Below are 19,653 nucleotides of genomic sequence, written 5' to 3'. Positions count from 1 at the left end.
TACAATGAACACAATCATTATACTAACTGTTCTGGTCGTTATCTTTGCCCTAACATTTGACTTTATCAATGGCTTCCATGATACAGCAAATGCTATAGCAACCTCAGTTTCCACTAGAGCATTGAAACCTCGTGTAGCTATCATGATGGCTGCGACGATGAACTTTATAGGAGCTATTACCTTTGTCGGTGTTGCAAAGGCTTTAACAAAAGACATTGTAGATCCTTTCTCTTTAAATGCTTTTGATGGAGACACGACCGGATCAGTCGTTATTTTAGCAGCATTAATCTCCGCTATTATCTGGAACTTACTAACATGGTATTTCGGTATTCCATCGAGTTCTTCACATACTCTGATTGGGTCCATTGCTGGTGCAGCAGTTGCATCTGCTGGCTTCGGAGTTTTAAACTATGGCGGTTTTACTAAAATCCTTATGGCCCTAGTGCTATCACCAATTCTTGCAATTTGCGCCGGCTTTATTATGATGACACTGTTTAAATTATGGTTTAAAAACTTAAATTTATATCGTACGAATAAAGGTTTCCGTACAATGCAAATTTTCACTGCCGCAATTCAATCTTTTACACATGGTACTAACGATGCACAAAAGGCAATGGGGATTATGACGATGGCGTTAATCGCTGGTGGTTTGCATTCAGGAGATGACATTCCTTTCTGGATACGAGCTGCAGCGGCAACTGCAATGGGGCTTGGTACTTCTATCGGCGGCTATAAGATTATTAAAACAGTCGGCGGTAAAATTATGAAAATCCGTCCTGTGAACGGAGTTGCAGCAGATTTAGCATCTGCATCAGTCATCTTCGGTGCTACATTAATTCACCTACCAGTATCTACAACACACGTTATTTCTTCCTCTATCATGGGTGTTGGCTCTGCACAACGTGTACGTGGTGTGAACTGGGGGATGGCGCGAAAAATCGTAACTACTTGGGTTATTACAATGCCAATTTCTGCAGTTATGGCAGCTATTATTTACTTTTTGTTATCGTTATTCTTTTAATTTGAAAGCATACTAAGACTCCTGTTCCTTGTTGAACAGGAGTCTTTACATTGTCACACGACAAAATGTGACACATCCTTTACACTATGTTAAAAGGAGGATAGTACCTACAATGAAAACTTTTTCAGCCTTTATAACAGCCCACGCTAAAGCTATCGTAGCCTTATGGTTCGTAATTTTCATTACTATGGCTATGTTTGCCATACAACTTCCAAGTAAGCTTCATGGAGATGGTTTTTTTGTTAAAGGCGATCATACCTACGTAACAAATGAGCTTGCGAAAACATTTGATTTGCCTTCCGATACAATTTTGGTCGTCTTCAATCCAGCTGACGATAAGAAAATTCAAGATACAATAAAAAAATTAGAAAAAGTTAAGGAGATTCATTCAATCCAGTCACCACTTGATGATGCTTCTTTACAAAAGAATGGTATAGCTTATGCCATGATTCATATGAAAAATAATGTTGATCATCTACCTGATGTTGTGAAAGACATCCGTTCATTAATAGAGGATGACGGTGTGAGCATTACAGGCGGGCCTGTTATTTCAGCAGACATCAATACAGCAAGTCAAAAGGATTTAGCATCAGCGGAAGCAATAGGCTTACCAATCGCTATCATAGTGCTATTACTTGCTTTCGGTACTGTCGTAGCCTCAATCTTACCCATCATTATCGGCATTGTTACTGTTGTAACTGCGTTTGGAATTTTGACTTTGTTTAGCGGTAATATCAATTTATCAATTTTTGTATTAAATATAGTACCAATGCTTGGACTTGCATTAAGCATCGATTTTGCCTTGTTGTTTATTAATCGATATCGCGAAGAACGTGCCCATGCATCCATTGTACAGGCTATTCAAACAGCGATAGAGACAGCTGGCCGTTCTATCATCTTTTCTGCTGTTTGTGTCATGATCGGCTTAGGTGCCATGATTGTCATTGACGTCGAAATTTTTCACAATATCGCTTTAGGAGGCACAATCGTTGTATTTCTTGCAGTACTTTCTGGCTTAACCTTGCTACCTGCTACGATGATGCTAATAGGAGATAACCTAAATAAATGGCGTTTATTACGTGTAAAGCCTGGTGGAGCAAATCGTTGGCGTGGCTTTGCTGGCTTTGTCATGAAACATCCAGTGACCATCGTTATTGTGGCATTACTATTACTAGGTATTGGTATGATTCCGTTGAAGGATATTAAACTTACAATTCCTCAGGTGGATTCATTACCAACAAAATATGATGCACGTGCAGCTTATGATCAGTTAGATAAAACATTCGGACTTGGCGATACCTCAACTTTATATTTGCTAGCAGAACGTAAGGAAGGCTGGGAAGATCGTGAGGCAAGAGAGCTTATTTTCAATATTCAAGAACAATTACTTGATGACCCTCTAGTGAGTCATGTATCAACCATTTATACGACGGCTAACATTAAATCTCCCGAGGAACTGACTGCTTCTTTGAAAATTCCTCAAGTGGCAGAACAATTAACACCAATACTAAATACGTTTTCTAAAGATAAGCAACTCTTTATCCCAATTACATTGGATGCAGCCGGTTCATCAACTACCGCTCAACAATTCGCTCGAACATGGAAAGATAAAGATTTAGGTGTGGATTTTGCTCTTGGAGGTCATGCGAAATTCAATCAAGAAATTTTCGATGAAATCTCTAATAAAATTTTCTTGGCTGTATCCATTATTATCGTTTCAACGTTCTTTATATTAATGCTCGCTTTCCGCTCTATTTTAATCCCACTGAAAGCGATTATTATGAATATCATTGGACTTTCCTCAGCCTTCGGTATTCTCGTCTATATTTTCCAATACGGACATTTGGGGATTGAAGCGGGTACAATCGTCCTTATTATCCCGGTGATTGTATTTTGTCTTGTATTCGGCTTAAGTATGGATTATGAAGTCTTTTTAATATCACGCATTCAAGAGGAATATCAAAAAGGGGCGGATAATACACGTGCTACGATTGACGGTCTAACCTCTACAAGTCGTATCATTACGTCAGCAGCACTTATTATGATTGTTATTACAGGGGCGTTCGCTTTTACAGATGTAATGCCAGTGAAGCAAATTGGGGTTGGTATAGCTATTGCAGTCGCCCTCGACGCAACTATTATTCGTCTCATGCTCGTTCCAAGTCTTATGAAGCTATTTGGGGACTGGAATTGGTGGCTCCCCTTCGCGAAGAAGCAAAAATAAAAAATCCGCAACCTTCCGTGAGCTCTTCCTCACGCAAAAGTTGCGGATTTTTCCTTATTTTGAATAAATACGGTCGTACCATTCTTTTGCTGCTTCTACCTCAGGCATTGTTAGCTGATGGCCATAATTAAACCATACAGTTGCCACATCTGCCCCAGCCGACGATAAAAGTGCCTCTAAATCCTCAGATTCCTGAGCAGTACACATTGGATCATTCGTTCCAGCACCGATAAAGACAGGGATTGAAGAAAGTGTAGGCAATTCAATATCACGTCTAGGCACCATTGGATGATGCAGTATGGCACCTGCTAGTGCATCCTCATAATGGAATAATAGGCTAGCAGCAATATTTGCGCCATTAGAGTAGCCGATAGCAACCACCCGATTACGGTCAAAGCCATACTGCTGTGCTGCTTCTAATAAAAAGTCATTTAATTCCTTCGTACGGAGAATTAAATCCTCTATATCAAAAACACCTTCCGCTAAACGACGGAAAAAGCGTGGCATACCATTTTCAAGGACATTTCCACGAACACTTAAAATGCTTGCTGTATCATCAATTTCCTTTGCAAGGCCAATTAAGCTTTGTTCATTTCCACCTGTACCATGTAACAGTAAAAAAATCGGTTTTGTTTCATCTGTTCCTTTATGAAAAACGTGCTGCATTTACAGTCCACCTCTCAATTATCTTGAATTCGAGATAATTGTAGCCTGTGGCAAAATTAAATTCAAGCTCTTTGACTTATTAATTTCTCGATTTTCACTATTTGGCTGTTCCTCATGGTCTTTATAAAATTTCGTAATCGTAAATACAGAAAATAAACAAACAGCTATAACAACAACAATAACTATTCCCACTATTTTTTTCCCATTCATTCGTTCTTATCCCCCGAATTACTTATTTCTTTTTACGAAAACCTTCTTCTAGTAAATATTCTTTCGCAGCTTCTTGTGTACCAAAGGCTTCCTCTAAATTTTCACCATGATAGACATTCCAAGAACGTTGCTCAAAGGCTAGCTTTAATTGAATACCTTCACGATTTTGCCAAATCTCTTCAATCGGATCTTGCTCTTCTTCTTCTTCCGATAAATATTGAATGGCATCTTCAATAATTTCACGAAGTTGTTGTTCATCGTAGTCACGAATATTGACTAGACCTTTATCGCTTGCTTCTTTCTCGTAGCGCAATAAATCACCAACAAAGACGAAGCCGTTGCCATTTGGGTGTAGCTTTTCAACAACAATGGTCTTTTCGTAAAGGCTATCCATAAAGTGATAATTTAAGCGTTTTAATGAAATTTCCTTCTTCGTAAGTTCAGGAAATGAGTCGATGATGGCTTGCTTTTGTTCAAATGTTAGCATATAAAAATGCTCCTTTTCTATTCAATCTACCTTACAGTATAACTTATTCTTCCTGTTATATCGAAATAAAATAGGTAGTACTAAAAGTAAAGTTTGATGTCTATAACGTGTATGTTGATTTCCGTTCCGATTGGGCGCTTTCCTGGGGGCGTCCGATGAGCCGCTTCGCTTCGCTGCAGGGTCTCATCTGTGACGCTAATCCCCGAGGAGTCGCCCAATCTCCACTCCAATCAACTTATTCGCATAGCATACGTTTAAACAAAACGCCATCCCTAAATTAAGATGAGAGACCCAAATTAGAAAATCACATCACTATAACGTAGAAGGCGTTATCACAGGACGTGACGCTTTTAGCCTTCTTTCCTCTATTACTAATCCCTAAGGAGTCACCCAGTAGGAACGAAGATCAACGTTTATACATGACATACTCTTTAACAAAATTGATGATGAGACAAGAAATCAGAGCCTAATCATTTTTCCTATAAAGACAAAAAAATCCGCTTAAACTCCCAGGAAAAAGCAAGAGCACAATGATGTTGCTCATACCTCGTCCACGGAAAGCGAAACGGATTTTACCTTTTACAATTATGCCAGAATTCTTACGGAAGACTTACCCAGTACCCCCACAATTCATAACATTTTATCTTTTACAAACTGAATAACATGAGCAACGTATAGTTCACGGTAAGGGACAAATTGTGCTGTACTTACTGGACGCACAACTTTCGCTCGTTGACCATCAGGGAAATATTCATAGCCTTCAATATTCAGAGTAGCTGTTTCTCCTAAAAAGAATGCCTCTGCCTCATCGAGTTTTGCTCGAACGACCCCTGACACTTCCTCATACTGCAGTTCAAATGATTCCCAATCATGTTTGAATGGATATATATAAACATGACAAAATTCATTGTCTATCATGTTTTCCGAAACGATACTACAAGATGTCATGCCCATTTTAACAACTTCGTGTACGTCGACATCGAGCCCTAGCTCTTCCTTCACTTCACGAATTCCTGATTCTACTGTCTCCACAGCTAACAGATGCCCTGCCGCTGTAATATCAAGCAAGCCAGGGTAGTCCTTTTTTTGTGAACTACGGATTTGGAAATAGATATAGTCCTTATTGACAAGCCAACAGTGGAATGTTTCATGCCACAGTCCTTTTTCATGTACCTCTGCTCTCGTTGCTGTCCCAATCTGTTCATGCTGTTCATTAAAAACTTTCACAATTTCTTGTTCCATTTTTTCGACTCCTATACAGACTTCGTAGCCTTTTTCTTAATCACGTTACGTTCATCATAAATATTGGATGCGATCACTTTTAATACTGCATAAAATGGTACAGCAATGATAATACCGATGAAACCTGCAATATTACCTGCTGCTAAAATAACTGTAATAACTGTTAACGGATGTATATCGAGTGTTTTCCCCATTACATTAGGCGTTATAAAGTTACTATCGATTTGCTGCGCCACGAGTGTGACAACAGACACCCATATGACTAACACTGGATCCTGAACAATGGCCACAATCAGTGCTGGTGTAAAGGCAATCCATGGTCCAATAAACGGAATCATATTCATAAAGAACGCGAATATAACAAGTAGCAACGAATAATCTAAACCTATAATTAAATACCCAACATACATAATGAGTGCTAGTAAAAAACTAATTTGCAGCTGTCCTTGAATATAGTTACGTAAAACACCATCAATTTCACTTAACGTTTTCTTCACCCATTCACGACGTTCACCACTAAAATATTTATAAATCGATGGTGCAAATTTTTCATGATCCTTCAACATAAAAATAAAGAAGAATGGAATTAAAATAGCTAATAAAGAGGCAGATACAACTGATTGTAAAAACGATACTAGCCCCTTACTTGCCACAACGGCAATATCCTGCACAGAATTCGCCATATTGTCGATAAAGTTTTTTAACTGGGGTGGTAAGCTATCCTGGTTATAGTTATTTAGCACATAATCAGCTGCCTCTTGAATGCTAGCACTAATCTTTGGTACATTTTTCACTAAATTATTAACCTGCTCTGCAATCGGATTACCAACGATCCAACCAAAGCCACCAACGAACGCTATGAGTCCAATGACTATCGTTAATATACTTGCCCATCTCGGAAATTTACGCTTCTCTAAAAACCTTTGAATCGGTTCCGTAACATAATACAAAACACCGCCAAGTAACAAAGGTATAAAAATAGCCTTTAAGATAATTACAAGCGGCGAAAAAATCCAATGAATCTCTATAAAATATTTAATGACTAGTAGAACAAGCAAAACCCCTACGCCTACTTGAAACCAAACTTTCCTCGTCACTTTCTTCACTTCCTTTTATCACAGTTACTGAAAATACTACTTATATATTAACCATTTCGCAAGTATCCTACTATTTAATTTCCAAATAAAAGAGTTTCTAAACTAAAAAACTCGCAACTCACCAACGGGCAATCCTCGCAAGCCCCTCAAATGCTATAGCATCTGAGAAAGCTCGGACGGATTGTTTTCCCACAGGAGTGTCGCGAATTTCCACTAATGTCGCATAACGTAGTAGTCTATAATTTTGTGTCTTCTACTGAATTTAAGTAATCTTCAATATCACCAATAACCGATTCAACACAGCCGTCCTCAAATGGTGAAATTAAGCCTGCTTCTTTCACAAGCTTCGTAAAGGACATAGAGCCACCTAAACCACATAAATGAACATAGTCCTTCCAAGCAGCTTCAAATTCTTCACGTGAACGTTTCCAGAATTGGAATGCACAAATTTGAGCTAACGTGTAATCAATGTAATAGAACGGACTTGAATAAATATGTCCTTGACGTTGCCATATACCGCCTGCTTCTAGATAGCTATTATGATCATAGTCACGATGTGGTAAATATGTTTCCTCAATTTTTTTCCACGCAGCTTTACGTTCAGCTGGTGTCATATTCGGATTTTCATAAATCACATGCTGGAACTCATCAACTGCAACACCGTAAGGAAGGAATAACAAGCCACTACTTAAGTGTGTGAACTTATATTTTTCGGTGTCTTCCTTAAAGAATAGCTCCATCCATGGCCATGTGAAAAATTCCATACTCATCGAATGAATTTCACAAGATTCATATGTTGGCCATAAATATTCTGGGATTCCGATGTTACGACTTGAATAGACTTGAAAAGCATGTCCAGCTTCATGTGTTAACACATCGATATCGCCAGAAGTACCATTAAAGTTCGAGAAGATAAATGGTGAGTGATAGTTTTCAATAAATGTACAGTAACCGCCACTCTCTTTTCCTTTCTTCGCCACTAAGTCCATTAATTCATGATCAATCATAAAGTTGAAAAATTCACCAGTCTCAGGTGATAGCTCTTCATACATTTTTTTACCGTTCGCAACAATCCATTCAGGATCGCCTTTTGGTGTAGCATTTCCTGATACAAAGTTGAATGCTTCATCATAGAATTTAAAATCAGAAATACCAATACGCTTTGCCTGACGCTCATATAATTTTGTGGCAATAGGTACGATTAAATCACGAACTTGGTCACGGAATTTCTTTACCATCTCTGCATTGTAATCAATGCGATTCATTCGAATATAGCCTAGCTCGACATAGTTTTTATAGCCTAATTTAACAGCGATTTCATGGCGCACCTTAACTAGCTCATCATAAAGTCGATCAAATTCCTCTTCATGATCAGCAAAAAAGCCAAAGCGTGCATCCGTAGCCGCCTTACGCACTTCACGATCAGTAGACTCTGCATATGGTCCAAGCTGAGCAAGCGTTAATGCTTCACCATTAAAGTCAATTTGCGCAGAGGCAACAAGTTTATTGTATTCTGAAACGAGCTTGTTCTCCTTTTGCATTAGATCAATGACTGCTGGTGAAAAGCCTTTAATTTGATAGGTTGCTAAATCAAATAATTGCTGACCCCATTTTTCTTCTAACTGCTCACGAAATGGTGAAACGATTAGCGCTTTATAATATTCTGTTGTTACCTCTTCCAACTCAGGTCCAACTTCGTCAAAATAATCGCGTTCTGCATGATAAAATTCATCATTTGTATCAATCGAAGCACGAATGTACACTAAGTTTGCCATTGTAGCGTAATCATTGCTCAATCCATTTAATTTTTCAATTATTTCACTTTGCTCGTCCATCGTTTGAGCATTTTTAAATTGGTCAATTAAGGATAATTGTTGCTCTTTCATTGCCTCGATATTTGGACGGCTGTATTCATAGTCTTTAAACATTTTCATAGAAGTCCCCTCTTTCTGTCATATACCCCGTGATATTTCTATTATATGCCAAATCTATACTATTAAGAAACAAATTAATAGCCAATTATATAGGTTTTTAATAATGCTGCCCTTTCACGTAGATTTAACTTTATTTCCACTGATTTCGGTGTTTTTGCCGCAACGACATCTACTTCAAAACCTAAAGACTCAGCTAAATATTTTGCACGCTTTAAATGAAAATCATTAGAAAGAATCGTTATTTTCTTAGTTCCTTTAGGCAAAAGTTCTTTAGAAAATAGTAAATTCTCATAAGTTGAAGTAGATTGGTCTTCTACTAATATTCTGTTAGTATCTATCCCCTTGTCCTGTAAGTATTTAAACATTACTGAAGCCTCTGTCCGATCTTCATCCGCTCCTTGCCCACCTGAAACAATTACTTTCACATGAGGATATTTGTTTAAATACTTTACAGCCTCTTCTAATCTATTTTCCAATGAAAGCGATGGGATTCCACCCGCTTTTACCTTCGCTCCCAGGACAATCATGTATGTAGCTGTTCCGTTTGCAGCCGGCTGGGCACCTTTTTTCATCTCCTCGCCGAGCCAAATATAAACAGCTATACAAATAACGAGCAGTACAACCCCTAATCTGATTAACCATTTTTTCACATTACATCCCCCCCTTTACCTTTACTAACGATTAGACAAAGAAAAAGATGCTTGTACTAGAATTACTGTACAAACATCACGATTGATTATCTTAATATAAAGCGCTTAATAGATTCCTGTAACGCCGTTATTTCATCTGTTAAATCACTAGAAGATTCACTAACAAGCTGAATGGCACGCTGTTGTTCATCAACAGATGCTGTTACTTCCTCTGATGCAGCAGCATTTTTCTCACTAATCATTGCAATACTTTCGATAGATTGCATCATGTTATCCTTTGAGCTATTCAAATATTCTACTCCCGCAGTCATTTCTCCAATAACAGAAATAATTTTCTCTACGGCCAATTCAATTTCCTTAAAGGACGACTCTGTGATGGCAACCGAATCATTTTGCTGATGAACAATGACATTTGTTTTTTTCATCTCATCGTTCACTAAATTAGTTTCACTTTCGATTCCCTTTAAGGTTGTGCGCACTAGCTCAGTTGCTACAGATGTTTGGTCCGCTAGCTTCCGCACCTCCTCAGCAACGACTGCAAAGCCCTTGCCATGCTCACCAGCTCTAGCCGCCTCTATCGATGCATTCAATGCAAGTAGATTCGTCTGATCAGAAATTTCGGTAATGGTACCGACAATGCCTTCAATTTCCCTTACCTTCACAATTAAGCTATTAAATACAGCATAAACATTATTAATCAATTCCGAAGACTCGTGTGATGTCTCTTTTAAGCGGTTTAAATTTAAGAGCCCCTCTTGATTTGATCGTTTCATATGTTGAGATGCATCAAGCATTACTTCATTTTTGTCATGCAATACCTCAATCTGCTGGGCAAAATCAACGGCAGTTCGATTCGTATCTTCAGCATCTGAAGCTTGCTTTACCGCACCGTCCGAGACCTCATTTATCGCTTTTACTATTTCATCTCCATAAGCGTTTGTTTCCTCTGCCACAGATGTTAAATTTGACGATGTCGATTGAATTTCTACAATAGCTTCCTCTACATCTGTAATTAATGTTTTCAGTTGATCAACCATTTCATTAAATCCTTCATTTAACTGACCAATCTCATCTGAACGTTGTAGATTTTCAATTTCTACAGTTAAATTCCCCTTTGCTACCTCGCGTACGCGTTTAGATAGTTTTTTCACTGGTAAAGCTAAATGTCTCGAAATCATTATGACAACCACAGTACCTATAATAATGGCTCCTAATAATGTAATACCAATAACGAGTAATAATGAATTAGCTTCTTTATTAAAGTCTTGCATATATGTACCCGATGCAATGATCCATCCCCAATTAGGATCCTTTACAGAATAAATTATTTTTGGAGCTATTACATCTTGACCCGGTAGCGCAAACTCATATTGTGTAAATCCTCCACCAGCAAGTGCTTTTTCGATTACTTCTCGGATAAAGTAATTGCCACTATTATCTTTATCATTCCATAAACTATCCCCTTCTCGAGTCGGATGGGTTGTTAATGTCCCTTTCTCATCTAAAACATATACATAACCATACTTCCCTAAGTCTCCAGGGTAATTAATTGGCCTTTTGCCTTCACTATCCTTAGGCCCTAGAAGTGCCTCCCGCACCCGTTCCTGTGCAACTTCCAAAGGAACGTCGCCTCTTTTAACACTCTCATTTGCAAGCTCGATTAATTGCAAAGTAGATTCAACACTATTTTTGATAACTTGTTCGCCAATATTCTCCATTCCTTTATTCGCTTTGTTATAACTAACCAACCCTATTACTAAACTAGGAATAATTAATAGTGCTAACGAAATGATAATTAGTTTCCCCTGTATCGAACGTGAAAACTTCATGCTTTAGCCCCCCCTTTTCTCTTCGTCACTATGACTATTAATCTATATTATGTTATGATTTGAAATTTTTCACAATGGGTAAAACGTAATTTATGTATGAATTATTCGCCTTTTTACCCAGATATGCTTCATCACCATAACGTTGATGGGTAGGCTGGGGCGCTTTCCTGAAGGCGACCGATGAGCTAGAAAAACAGAAAAAACTATCTTTCTACAGCGATATGCCTTATAGAAAAATAGTTTTTTGATTTTATTCTATTTACCTATGATATGATCATAATCCAAGTCACTAAAGCTATTAAAGTAGCTAAAAGAGTTGGGATTGTTAAGATAATACCTATCTTTAAATACTGAACCCAGCCAATTTTTATCCCTTTTTGCGCCAGTATATGGAGCCATAACAATGTTGCAAGTGAGCCAATAGGTGTCATTTTAGGACCTAAATTAGTGCCAATGACGTTTGCATAAATAAGCCCATCTTTAATAATGCCAGTTGCACTAGTTTCAGCAATAGCTAATGCATCAATCATGACAGTTGGTAGGTTGTTCATAATAGCTGACAAAATTGCTGCTACAAACCCCATCGTTATTGTCGATACCATCAACCCTTGTTGTATCGCGTGCTCTAATAAACTTGCTAGCAATCCAGTCATTCCTACATTTTTCAAACCGTAAACAACGACATACATACCGATCGAAAAGAACACAATATTCCACGGTGCCCCTTTCACAACTCTCTTTGTATCTACAGTATGGCTACGTCGTGCAAGTAAGAAAAAGATAGCCGCTACACCACATAAAATAAATGACACAGGAATTTTGAAAAACTCACTCGTAAAGAAACCAACTAATAATATCGCTATAACATACCATGATAATAAAAATAATCTCGTATCACGAATTGCCAGCTTTGGATTATCAACTGCTTCAAGTGAATATTCTTTTGGAATCGAACGACGAAAGACTATATAAAGTATAGCAATGCTTGCCAGTAAAGAAACTAAGTTCGGTATCAGCATATGTAAGAAATATTCCATGAATCCAATATCGAAATAGTCTGCCGACACAATATTTGTTAAATTACTAATGACTAACGGTAATGATGTTGTGTCTGCTATAAAGCCACTTGCAATAATAAATGGAAAGACCATTTTATCGCTTAAATTTAACTTACGGATCATCGCTAGAACGATTGGTGTTAGTATTAGGGCTGCACCATCATTTGCAAATAACGCTGAAACAACAGCACCTAGACAGGAAAGATAAATGAATAAGCGGATACCACTTCCCTTGGCGATGCGTGCCATATGGAGGGCAGACCATTCAAAGAATCCTATTTCATCTAAAATAAGTGAAATGAAAATAATCCCTATAAACGATAACGTTGCATTCCAAACAATCCCTGTTACCTCAACAACATCTTGCCAAGTAACAACCCCGAGCGACAACGCAATTGCAGCACCAATACAAGCAGACCAGCCGATTGATATTTTACGTGGCTGCACTATTACAAAAAATAAAGTTACTAAAAATATAGCAATCGCTAAAAGAGCTTGCACCGTTTTCCTCCCTAATTAAAAACCAGTAGCTTTAAAAATTGCTACTGGTTTTATAATTTATATTATTCGCCTAAATCTGCATTATGGTAAACGTTTTGGACATCCTCTAAATCTTCTAATGCATCAATTAATTTTTCAAATTTCGCAACGTCGTCACCAGTTAATTCTACTTCCGTTTGAGGAAGCATTGAAAGCTCTGCTACAGTAAATTCTTCAACACCAGCTGCTTTTAAAGCTTCTTGCGTTGCAAAGAATTGTTCTGGCTCTGCATAAATAATAACAGCTTCATCTTCTTCTAGAATATCACGAGCATCAATATCTGCTTCCATTAAAATTTCAAGAACTTCATCTGCTGATTTACCTTCTAAACCGATAACTGCTGTTGAATCAAACATGTAGGCAACAGATCCACTGACACCCATATTCCCATTATTTTTACCGAATGCTGCACGTACATCTGAAGCAGTACGATTAACATTATTCGTTAAAGCATCGACGATTAACATAGTACCAGCTGGTCCGAAACCTTCATAACGTAATTCGTCGAAGCTTTCATCGCCGCCACCTTTCGCTTTATCGATTGCTTTTTCAATAATATGTTTAGGAACACTGTATGTTTTTGCTCGTTCAAGAACAACTTTAAGGGCACGGTTTGACTCAGGATCTGGTTCGCCTGATTTAGCTGCCACATAAATTTCACGTCCGAATTTTGCATTGATACGGCTTGTGCTTTGGTCTTTAGACGCTTTCTTTTCTTTAATATTATTCCACTTACGACCCATAGTTTCCACTCTCTTTCAAATTAAAAGTTTATCAAAATAATAGATGTACACTTGCACATCTGTAAATGGTGATTAAATACTTCTCGTATCTTTACTCTGAAAATAATAACACAAATGATGCTTACAAAGCTAGATATGCCAATGTTTAAGGTCGTTTTCTAAAGAATAAATTTTTAAAAAATCAGATCATCACCATAACGTGTGGTTGATTTCCGTTCCGGCTGGGCGCTTTGTTGCTGCCGCTTCGCTTCGCTGCAGGGTTTCGGGCCAACACGAGGTTGGTCACGAAGGCGTTATCACAGGATGTGATGCTTTTAGCCTTCGTTCCTCTATTGCTGATCCCCAAGGAGTCGCCCAGCCTCCACTCCAATCAACTTATATACATAGCATACGTTTTGAATGTCATCCTCAACTTTTGGTGTGGTCCAGAAAATTGTTTCACTTAGAGGCACTTTACAATTGGTTTTCTACTTTGATTTTTTCTAATAGTGCATGACAACCTTCTAAGGCTAAATCATAGGTTTCTTGAAAATCTCCCGTATAGTATGGATCAGGCACGTCTTTTCGATGGTCGGTTAAATCTAAAAAGCGGAAAATCTTTGGAGAATCAGGATTGCCAAGCATCGTTCGGATGTTACGTATATTGCTTTCATCCATGCCAATAATGTAATCAAAATTTTCAAAGTCATCTTTTTGTAATTGTCGTCCTTGCATACCCTTCGTTGAGATGCCATATTCTTTTAGCTTGTCTTGTGTTCCTCTGTGAGGTGGTTCGCCAATATGCCAAGAGCTTGTTGCAGCCGAATCTACCTCAACTTTATGACTTAAATGCTCTTTTTCAACTAGATTACGCATGACCGCTTCAGCCATTGGTGATCGGCATATATTCCCTAAACACACAAAAAGTACTCGAATCATTTTTATATCCTCCTCAATCAATTTCGCTTGGCGTAACTGTTGCTGTCGCTTCGCTTTCGCACAGAAAACATTTGTTGCTGTCGCTTCGCTTTCGCACAGAAAACATTTGTTGCTGTCGCTTCGCTTTCGCACAGAAAATATTGCTGAATCCAAGATAAAGCACTCAAAATCAATGATTCTGAGTGCCTTCTAAGCTAACCAGTAGGAAGCTACTCCACTTCAAAAGGTTGTGAAGGTTTGTATTCTTCACAGGGAGTCCTTTAAATATGTTTCACTTTATTTCTTTTCTGCCGCAATTCGCTTCTCTAATTCTTCAGTTAACGTTACTAATTCATGTTCAAGGCGATGTGTAAATTCCTCGCGCCCTTCTTTACCTTTGCCTGTCACATAAAATGGCTCTCCATAAATTAGATAACCCTTACCGCGCTTAAAAACATCGCCAGCATTACGCGCACCAACGTAAGCAGCTGGTACAATTGGAGCTTTAGACAACTGTGCTATAGTAATTGCACCTTGCTTTAAATCCGAACCCTCAGCATTTCTTGTACCAGATGGGAAAATCCCTACGATTTTACCCTCTTTCAATAACTGTGAAGGGATTTTAATAACACTTGGTCCTGGATTGTCACGGTCAACCGGAAAGGCATTTAAACGCTCTATAAGCCAGCCAAGGCCTTTTATATCAAACAATTGCTTTTTAGCCATAAAGTGAATTTCTCGAGGAGTCATTGAAACCCCAAGATTTAAAATATCAACATAGCCTGTGTGCGTACATGCAATAATAAACCCACCTTCCTTCGGTAAGTTTTGCTCCTCATATACACGCGCCTTTGAGCCCGTTAATTTTAATATCACTTTGACAAGATTTGCTATAAATTTATACACTGTTCATTCCTACCTTATTTTCAATAGTTATTCCCATTGTAATCGAAAAGACCAGTATACTGCAATTGCTTGTGAAATAACTAGACTCTTCCCACTAATACATCAACATCAATCGTAATTTCATTTAACTGAATATTAGCGTCTTCTTTTTTATGCCAGCCCATCGGTGTCATTTCAAGCAGAGCCGGTACAAGCTCTGTAGCTAGCGGTACCGTATACGTAATACGGTCTACACTGACATCGGCAAAGCTTTCTTTAAACCGAGCAACGATTTGTTCATTCGAATACGACTCTTTTGTAGAATCCGCATATAATTGTGATCGAAGCTCATGTAGATACCCGCTTTGAGGTACAACCTTAACAACACAACCATTCTGAGTTAATAAACGTTTAAACTCTTCGTAATTGGCAGGCGATAAAATATTTAATATGGCATCGAAGCTTGATTTGGCAAATGGACTTTTCGCTAAATCACCAACACACCAAATTTGCTCTGGATAATGTCGGGATGCAGCAAGTATGCCTTCTTTTGCTATATCAATACCTATGCCAATACTGTTATCTTTTTTATCTTCCATAATACGGGCTAAATGCGAACCCTCACCACACCCTGTATCAAGCACGGTTTCTGCATTAGCAATTAGCTCTCCGATTTTATCTTCTACTAAATCATAGATGCCACTATCAATAACCGCTTTTCGAGATTCAAAGAGGTCTTTACTGTACTTAGAAATAGCACCATGTGTCAGCATATTGACGTAGCCTTGCTTGGCAATATCAAAAGAATGATTTGAGGAACATACTAATCTACCCTGCTCAAATACACTCATTGACTCCTGACAAATTGGACAAGCAAAAAGTGTCATATTTTTATCCATTAAGGCTGCCCCTGCAGCTCTTTTAGAAAGTGCTCCCATTAATTCGTCTCCTTTTGTTCTGTAGGTGAAACAAGTGCAAAACGCTCCCACTTACGACTTCTCCATCTAAAGTATACAATAATGGCTCGCATCCATTCATCTGCCGAAATCGCTAGCCAAATACCTACTAACCCCCAATGTAAAACGAATACGAACAAGTACCCGAGTGGGAGGCTCATACATACCATTGATAAGAAACCGATTTTCACCGGGAATCTTGCATCCCCCGAGGCACGCAATGAGTTAATAACTACAATATTCATTGTACGCCCTGTTTCAAGCAGAATGCTTAATGCTAGGACAGATGCCCCGATGGCTATTACCTCTGGATTATCAGTGAAAACATGCATAAGTTGCTTACGGAATATCGTCACAACTACAACCATAGTTATCGTAAAGGCAAAAGCTGCTCGTACACTTAACCAAAGCTGATGATAAGCTTGATCTTTTTTACCAGCACCGACATTTCGCCCAATAATTATAGCTGTGCCCGTCCCGATTGCAATCGCAAATAAATACGTAAACATCGAAATATTCATAGCATATTGTCTTGCAGCAAGTGTCTCTGTGCCTAAATACGTTGCGTAATAAAGGAAGACAATCTGACAGAACTGATAAAGCACCTGCTCAAATGCTGACGGTAAGCCTATATTTAATATTTTTTGAACATATTCCTTTGAATACTCGAAATAATATTCTAACTTCACCCTTACTTCCATCACTTGATACAACAGCCAGAAAAACACAAGAACTGCTAATCCTCGGCTTACAACTGAGGAAATAGCCGCTCCTTTTACACCTAACTCCGGTAATCCTAAGTTACCAAAGATTAAACCGTAGTTTAATACAACGTGTAGCACATTCATACCTAGTGATACATACATCGTTTGCTTTGTCCATCCATGTACACGGATAATCGCTGCTAACGCATTTATAATTGCCTGTAAAAAAATAAAGCTTCCTATGATTGCCAAATAGCTTTGGGCATATTTAAGCACTTCTCCCTGCAAGTTCATCATGGTCATTAAATGACTCGAAAAGAAGAAAAATAAGACACTCATCATTAGTCCAACGACCAAATTCATCGTTACTGCTAAAGCAGAAATTTTCGCAGCTTCAAAAAAGCGCCTTGAACCTAAGTATTGAGATACAACAATGGAAGCACCATTACCAACTACCTCAAGTATTAAAATTGCAATATGAATATACTGATTGGCTGCACCAACCCCTGATACTGCATTATCTGATAAAGCACTAAGCATAAAAGTATCTGCTAGTCCCATTAACATAAATAAAAATACTTCTAAAAATATCGGCCACGTTAAATGGAACAAGCTTAACTTATTTGTCTCTTTTATATCACTTTCTCTTACTGTGTCTGACAATTTCAACTTCTCCTATACGCTTCATAAGAATTTTACGGGCAGTTAATCTCCCAACTACCGATTTTGAGATGAGAGTTTTGTACCTGACGCTTCGCTTTCGGTACAGTTAAATGACTGCCCGTTACAGCGGGATAAAAATATATAGTATCTTATCATAGATTTTTAGGGTGTAAAGAGTATTTATAACGAAACATTGTAAAGGTAGTATAATACGTAAAAAATCCCTCTCACAATTTTATGCGAAAGGGTTTCTTATCATAGTAAGCAATGGTCATGCAATTGCTTACGTTTTTCTGTTGTTAAACCAAACTCTTGCTCTAAAAAAGCAGTCTTAGAACCATATCGGTTATCCATTGCATCAAATGCCGCTTGTAAATAGTCCTCACGGGCAGACATTAAGGCGTAAAATTGCTGTAATTCTCGATCGCTATAATCTTGCTGAATTGTCTGAGCCATTCGTTCTACTAAGGGACGTAGATGTACATTTGTATCTAAATAGTCCTCCATGATCGTTTCCTCAGGTACATCTAACGCCAGTAAAATAAGTGCGCTGCCAATACCTGTTCGATCCTTCCCAACCGCACAATGGTGAACAAGCCCTAAATTTTCAGGTTGTTGAATCGTTGCTATTAACTTTTTAAACGAGTCATTATTAAAAGGCATTTGTGCATAAAATTCTCGGAACATCTCTAGGCTTACAACCTTATAAAAATCTTTTCCACCAGTGTTTGTAGGCATCTCAAAAGCATGATTTCCCTTTGCTGGTATTTGAATATACTTGGCATACGGAAATACCGGATTAGGATTATTTTGAGCCTCATGGTTGTCTCGATAATCAAAAATTGTTTTCACACCTAGCGTTTTAAATAGCTCCTTATCTGTTTTCGTCATTTTACCAAGTGCTGCTGAACGATAAATCAAACCATTCTTAACAGTACGCCCATCTCTCGACTTATAACCACCCATATCACGAAAATTATAAACTGCTTCAAACGGAACAATCTTCATATCAAACTGTTTCATTCACTGCACCTCTCTCTGTTAGCAAGCATGCTTACCTCTATATTATAGAACAATTCGATATAATACCAATTTTCGCACTAGGGAATGTCATACGCTACTTTGAACGCTGAGGGGGGATTTCAGCGAATCTTTATTGAAGCGGGGAGATGGCCGTATTACCTGATCATTTTTTCATCAAAGCAGATCAGTTATCCACCTTACCTGATCACTTTTTCATCAAAGCAGATCAGTTATCCACCCTACCTGATCACTTTTTCATCAAAGCAGAGCAGTTATCCACTCTAACCGATCACTTTCTCTTCAAAGCAGAGCAGTTATCCACTTTACCTGATCACTTCTTCATCATAGCGGATCAGTTATCCACTCCAACCGATCACTTCTGCTTCATAGCGGAGCAGTTATCCACTCTAACCGATCACTTCTGCTTCATAGCGGAGCAGTTATCCACTCTAACCGATCACTTTCTCTTCAAAGCAGAGCAGTTATCCACTTTACCTGATCACTTCTTCATCAAAGCGGAGCAGTTATCCACTCTAACCGATCACTTTCTCTTCAAAGCAGAGCAGTTATCCACTTTACCTGATCACTTCTTCATCAAAGCGGATCAGTTATCCACTCTAACCGATCACTTTCTCTTCAAAGCAGAGCAGTTATCCACTTTACCTGATCACTTCTTCATCATAGCGGATCAGTTATCCACTCTAACCGATCACTTCTGCTTCAAAGCGGATCAGTTATCCACTTTACCCGATCACTTCTGCTTCAAAGCGGGGTAGTTATCCACTCTACCTGATCACTTTCTCTTCTAAGCGGATCAGTTATCC

The 19,653-nt window shown here is 38.3% G+C and carries 18 protein-coding genes; 3 read left to right on the top strand and 15 right to left on the bottom strand.

From position 1 onward, the window contains the following. The first annotated feature begins 4 nt into the window (after window positions 1-4). On the top strand, window positions 5-1,021 hold the full coding sequence (locus tag ACMZ42_RS04920) for an inorganic phosphate transporter (RefSeq protein WP_370080067.1): 1,017 nt from the start codon (window positions 5-7) through the stop codon (window positions 1,019-1,021). A gap of 112 nt (window positions 1,022-1,133) precedes the next feature. Continuing rightward, a complete protein-coding gene (locus tag ACMZ42_RS04915) occupies window positions 1,134-3,245 on the top strand; it encodes an MMPL family transporter (protein ID WP_415730794.1) in 2,112 nt (703 codons plus the stop codon). Window positions 3,246-3,299: 54 nt separating this feature from the next. Here ACMZ42_RS04915 and ACMZ42_RS04910 read toward each other — a convergent pair whose 3' ends face one another. From ACMZ42_RS04910 to ACMZ42_RS04840, 15 genes are all read right to left on the bottom strand, one after another. Next, the gene (locus ACMZ42_RS04910; protein ID WP_415730793.1) at window positions 3,300-3,911 is read right to left on the bottom strand and encodes an alpha/beta hydrolase; all 612 of its coding nucleotides are present in this window, start codon (window positions 3,909-3,911) and stop codon (window positions 3,300-3,302) included. A gap of 18 nt (window positions 3,912-3,929) precedes the next feature. After that, the gene (locus ACMZ42_RS04905; RefSeq protein WP_370080073.1) at window positions 3,930-4,121 is read right to left on the bottom strand and encodes a hypothetical protein; all 192 of its coding nucleotides are present in this window, start codon (window positions 4,119-4,121) and stop codon (window positions 3,930-3,932) included. 22 nt (window positions 4,122-4,143) lie between these two features. Then, the gene (locus ACMZ42_RS04900; RefSeq protein ID WP_370080075.1) at window positions 4,144-4,608 is read right to left on the bottom strand and encodes a hypothetical protein; all 465 of its coding nucleotides are present in this window, start codon (window positions 4,606-4,608) and stop codon (window positions 4,144-4,146) included. A 630-nt stretch (window positions 4,609-5,238) separates the two neighbouring features. After that, window positions 5,239-5,850 (bottom strand): NUDIX domain-containing protein, encoded by a 612-nt coding sequence (locus ACMZ42_RS04895; protein ID WP_402870139.1) that lies wholly within the window; start codon window positions 5,848-5,850, stop codon window positions 5,239-5,241. Window positions 5,851-5,861: 11 nt separating this feature from the next. Next, complete coding sequence (locus ACMZ42_RS04890) at window positions 5,862-6,947, bottom strand: AI-2E family transporter (protein WP_370080079.1); 1,086 nt, start codon at window positions 6,945-6,947, stop codon at window positions 5,862-5,864. Between the two features lie 236 nt (window positions 6,948-7,183). Beyond that, a complete protein-coding gene (locus ACMZ42_RS04885) occupies window positions 7,184-8,881 on the bottom strand; it encodes a M3 family oligoendopeptidase (RefSeq protein ID WP_415730792.1) in 1,698 nt (565 codons plus the stop codon). A 74-nt stretch (window positions 8,882-8,955) separates the two neighbouring features. Further along, window positions 8,956-9,531, bottom strand: a complete 576-nt coding sequence (locus ACMZ42_RS04880; protein ID WP_370080083.1) for a YdcF family protein — start codon at window positions 9,529-9,531, stop codon at window positions 8,956-8,958. A gap of 86 nt (window positions 9,532-9,617) precedes the next feature. Beyond that, the gene (locus tag ACMZ42_RS04875; protein ID WP_370080085.1) at window positions 9,618-11,360 is read right to left on the bottom strand and encodes a methyl-accepting chemotaxis protein; all 1,743 of its coding nucleotides are present in this window, start codon (window positions 11,358-11,360) and stop codon (window positions 9,618-9,620) included. A gap of 263 nt (window positions 11,361-11,623) precedes the next feature. Beyond that, window positions 11,624-12,919, bottom strand: a complete 1,296-nt coding sequence (locus ACMZ42_RS04870; RefSeq protein ID WP_370080087.1) for an arsenic transporter — start codon at window positions 12,917-12,919, stop codon at window positions 11,624-11,626. A gap of 62 nt (window positions 12,920-12,981) precedes the next feature. After that, complete coding sequence (locus tag ACMZ42_RS04865; RefSeq protein WP_370080089.1) at window positions 12,982-13,701, bottom strand: YebC/PmpR family DNA-binding transcriptional regulator; 720 nt, start codon at window positions 13,699-13,701, stop codon at window positions 12,982-12,984. Between the two features lie 453 nt (window positions 13,702-14,154). After that, on the bottom strand, window positions 14,155-14,619 hold the full coding sequence (locus ACMZ42_RS04860; protein ID WP_415730791.1) for a low molecular weight protein-tyrosine-phosphatase: 465 nt from the start codon (window positions 14,617-14,619) through the stop codon (window positions 14,155-14,157). A gap of 276 nt (window positions 14,620-14,895) precedes the next feature. Then, window positions 14,896-15,504, bottom strand: a complete 609-nt coding sequence (locus ACMZ42_RS04855; protein ID WP_370080092.1) for a lysophospholipid acyltransferase family protein — start codon at window positions 15,502-15,504, stop codon at window positions 14,896-14,898. An 80-nt stretch (window positions 15,505-15,584) separates the two neighbouring features. Next, a complete protein-coding gene (locus tag ACMZ42_RS04850; RefSeq protein ID WP_415730790.1) occupies window positions 15,585-16,421 on the bottom strand; it encodes a putative RNA methyltransferase in 837 nt (278 codons plus the stop codon). Then, window positions 16,421-17,806 (bottom strand): MATE family efflux transporter, encoded by a 1,386-nt coding sequence (locus ACMZ42_RS04845; RefSeq protein WP_370080096.1) that lies wholly within the window; start codon window positions 17,804-17,806, stop codon window positions 16,421-16,423. The genes ACMZ42_RS04850 and ACMZ42_RS04845 overlap by 1 nt, the downstream gene beginning before the upstream one ends. Window positions 17,807-18,061: 255 nt before the next feature. Continuing rightward, complete coding sequence (locus ACMZ42_RS04840; protein ID WP_370080098.1) at window positions 18,062-18,829, bottom strand: tyrosine-protein phosphatase; 768 nt, start codon at window positions 18,827-18,829, stop codon at window positions 18,062-18,064. Window positions 18,830-18,975: 146 nt separating this feature from the next. Here ACMZ42_RS04840 and ACMZ42_RS04835 point away from each other — a divergent pair, with 146 nt between their 5' ends. Further along, complete coding sequence (locus ACMZ42_RS04835) at window positions 18,976-19,605, top strand: hypothetical protein (RefSeq protein WP_415730789.1); 630 nt, start codon at window positions 18,976-18,978, stop codon at window positions 19,603-19,605. Window positions 19,606-19,653 lie beyond the last annotated feature (48 nt).

The organism is Lysinibacillus sp. NPDC056185, from assembly GCF_047737915.1.
Lineage (GTDB): Bacteria > Bacillota > Bacilli > Bacillales_A > Planococcaceae > Lysinibacillus.
The sequence above is the reverse complement of the archived record's forward strand: the minus strand, read 5'-3'. Positions and strand labels throughout refer to the sequence as shown.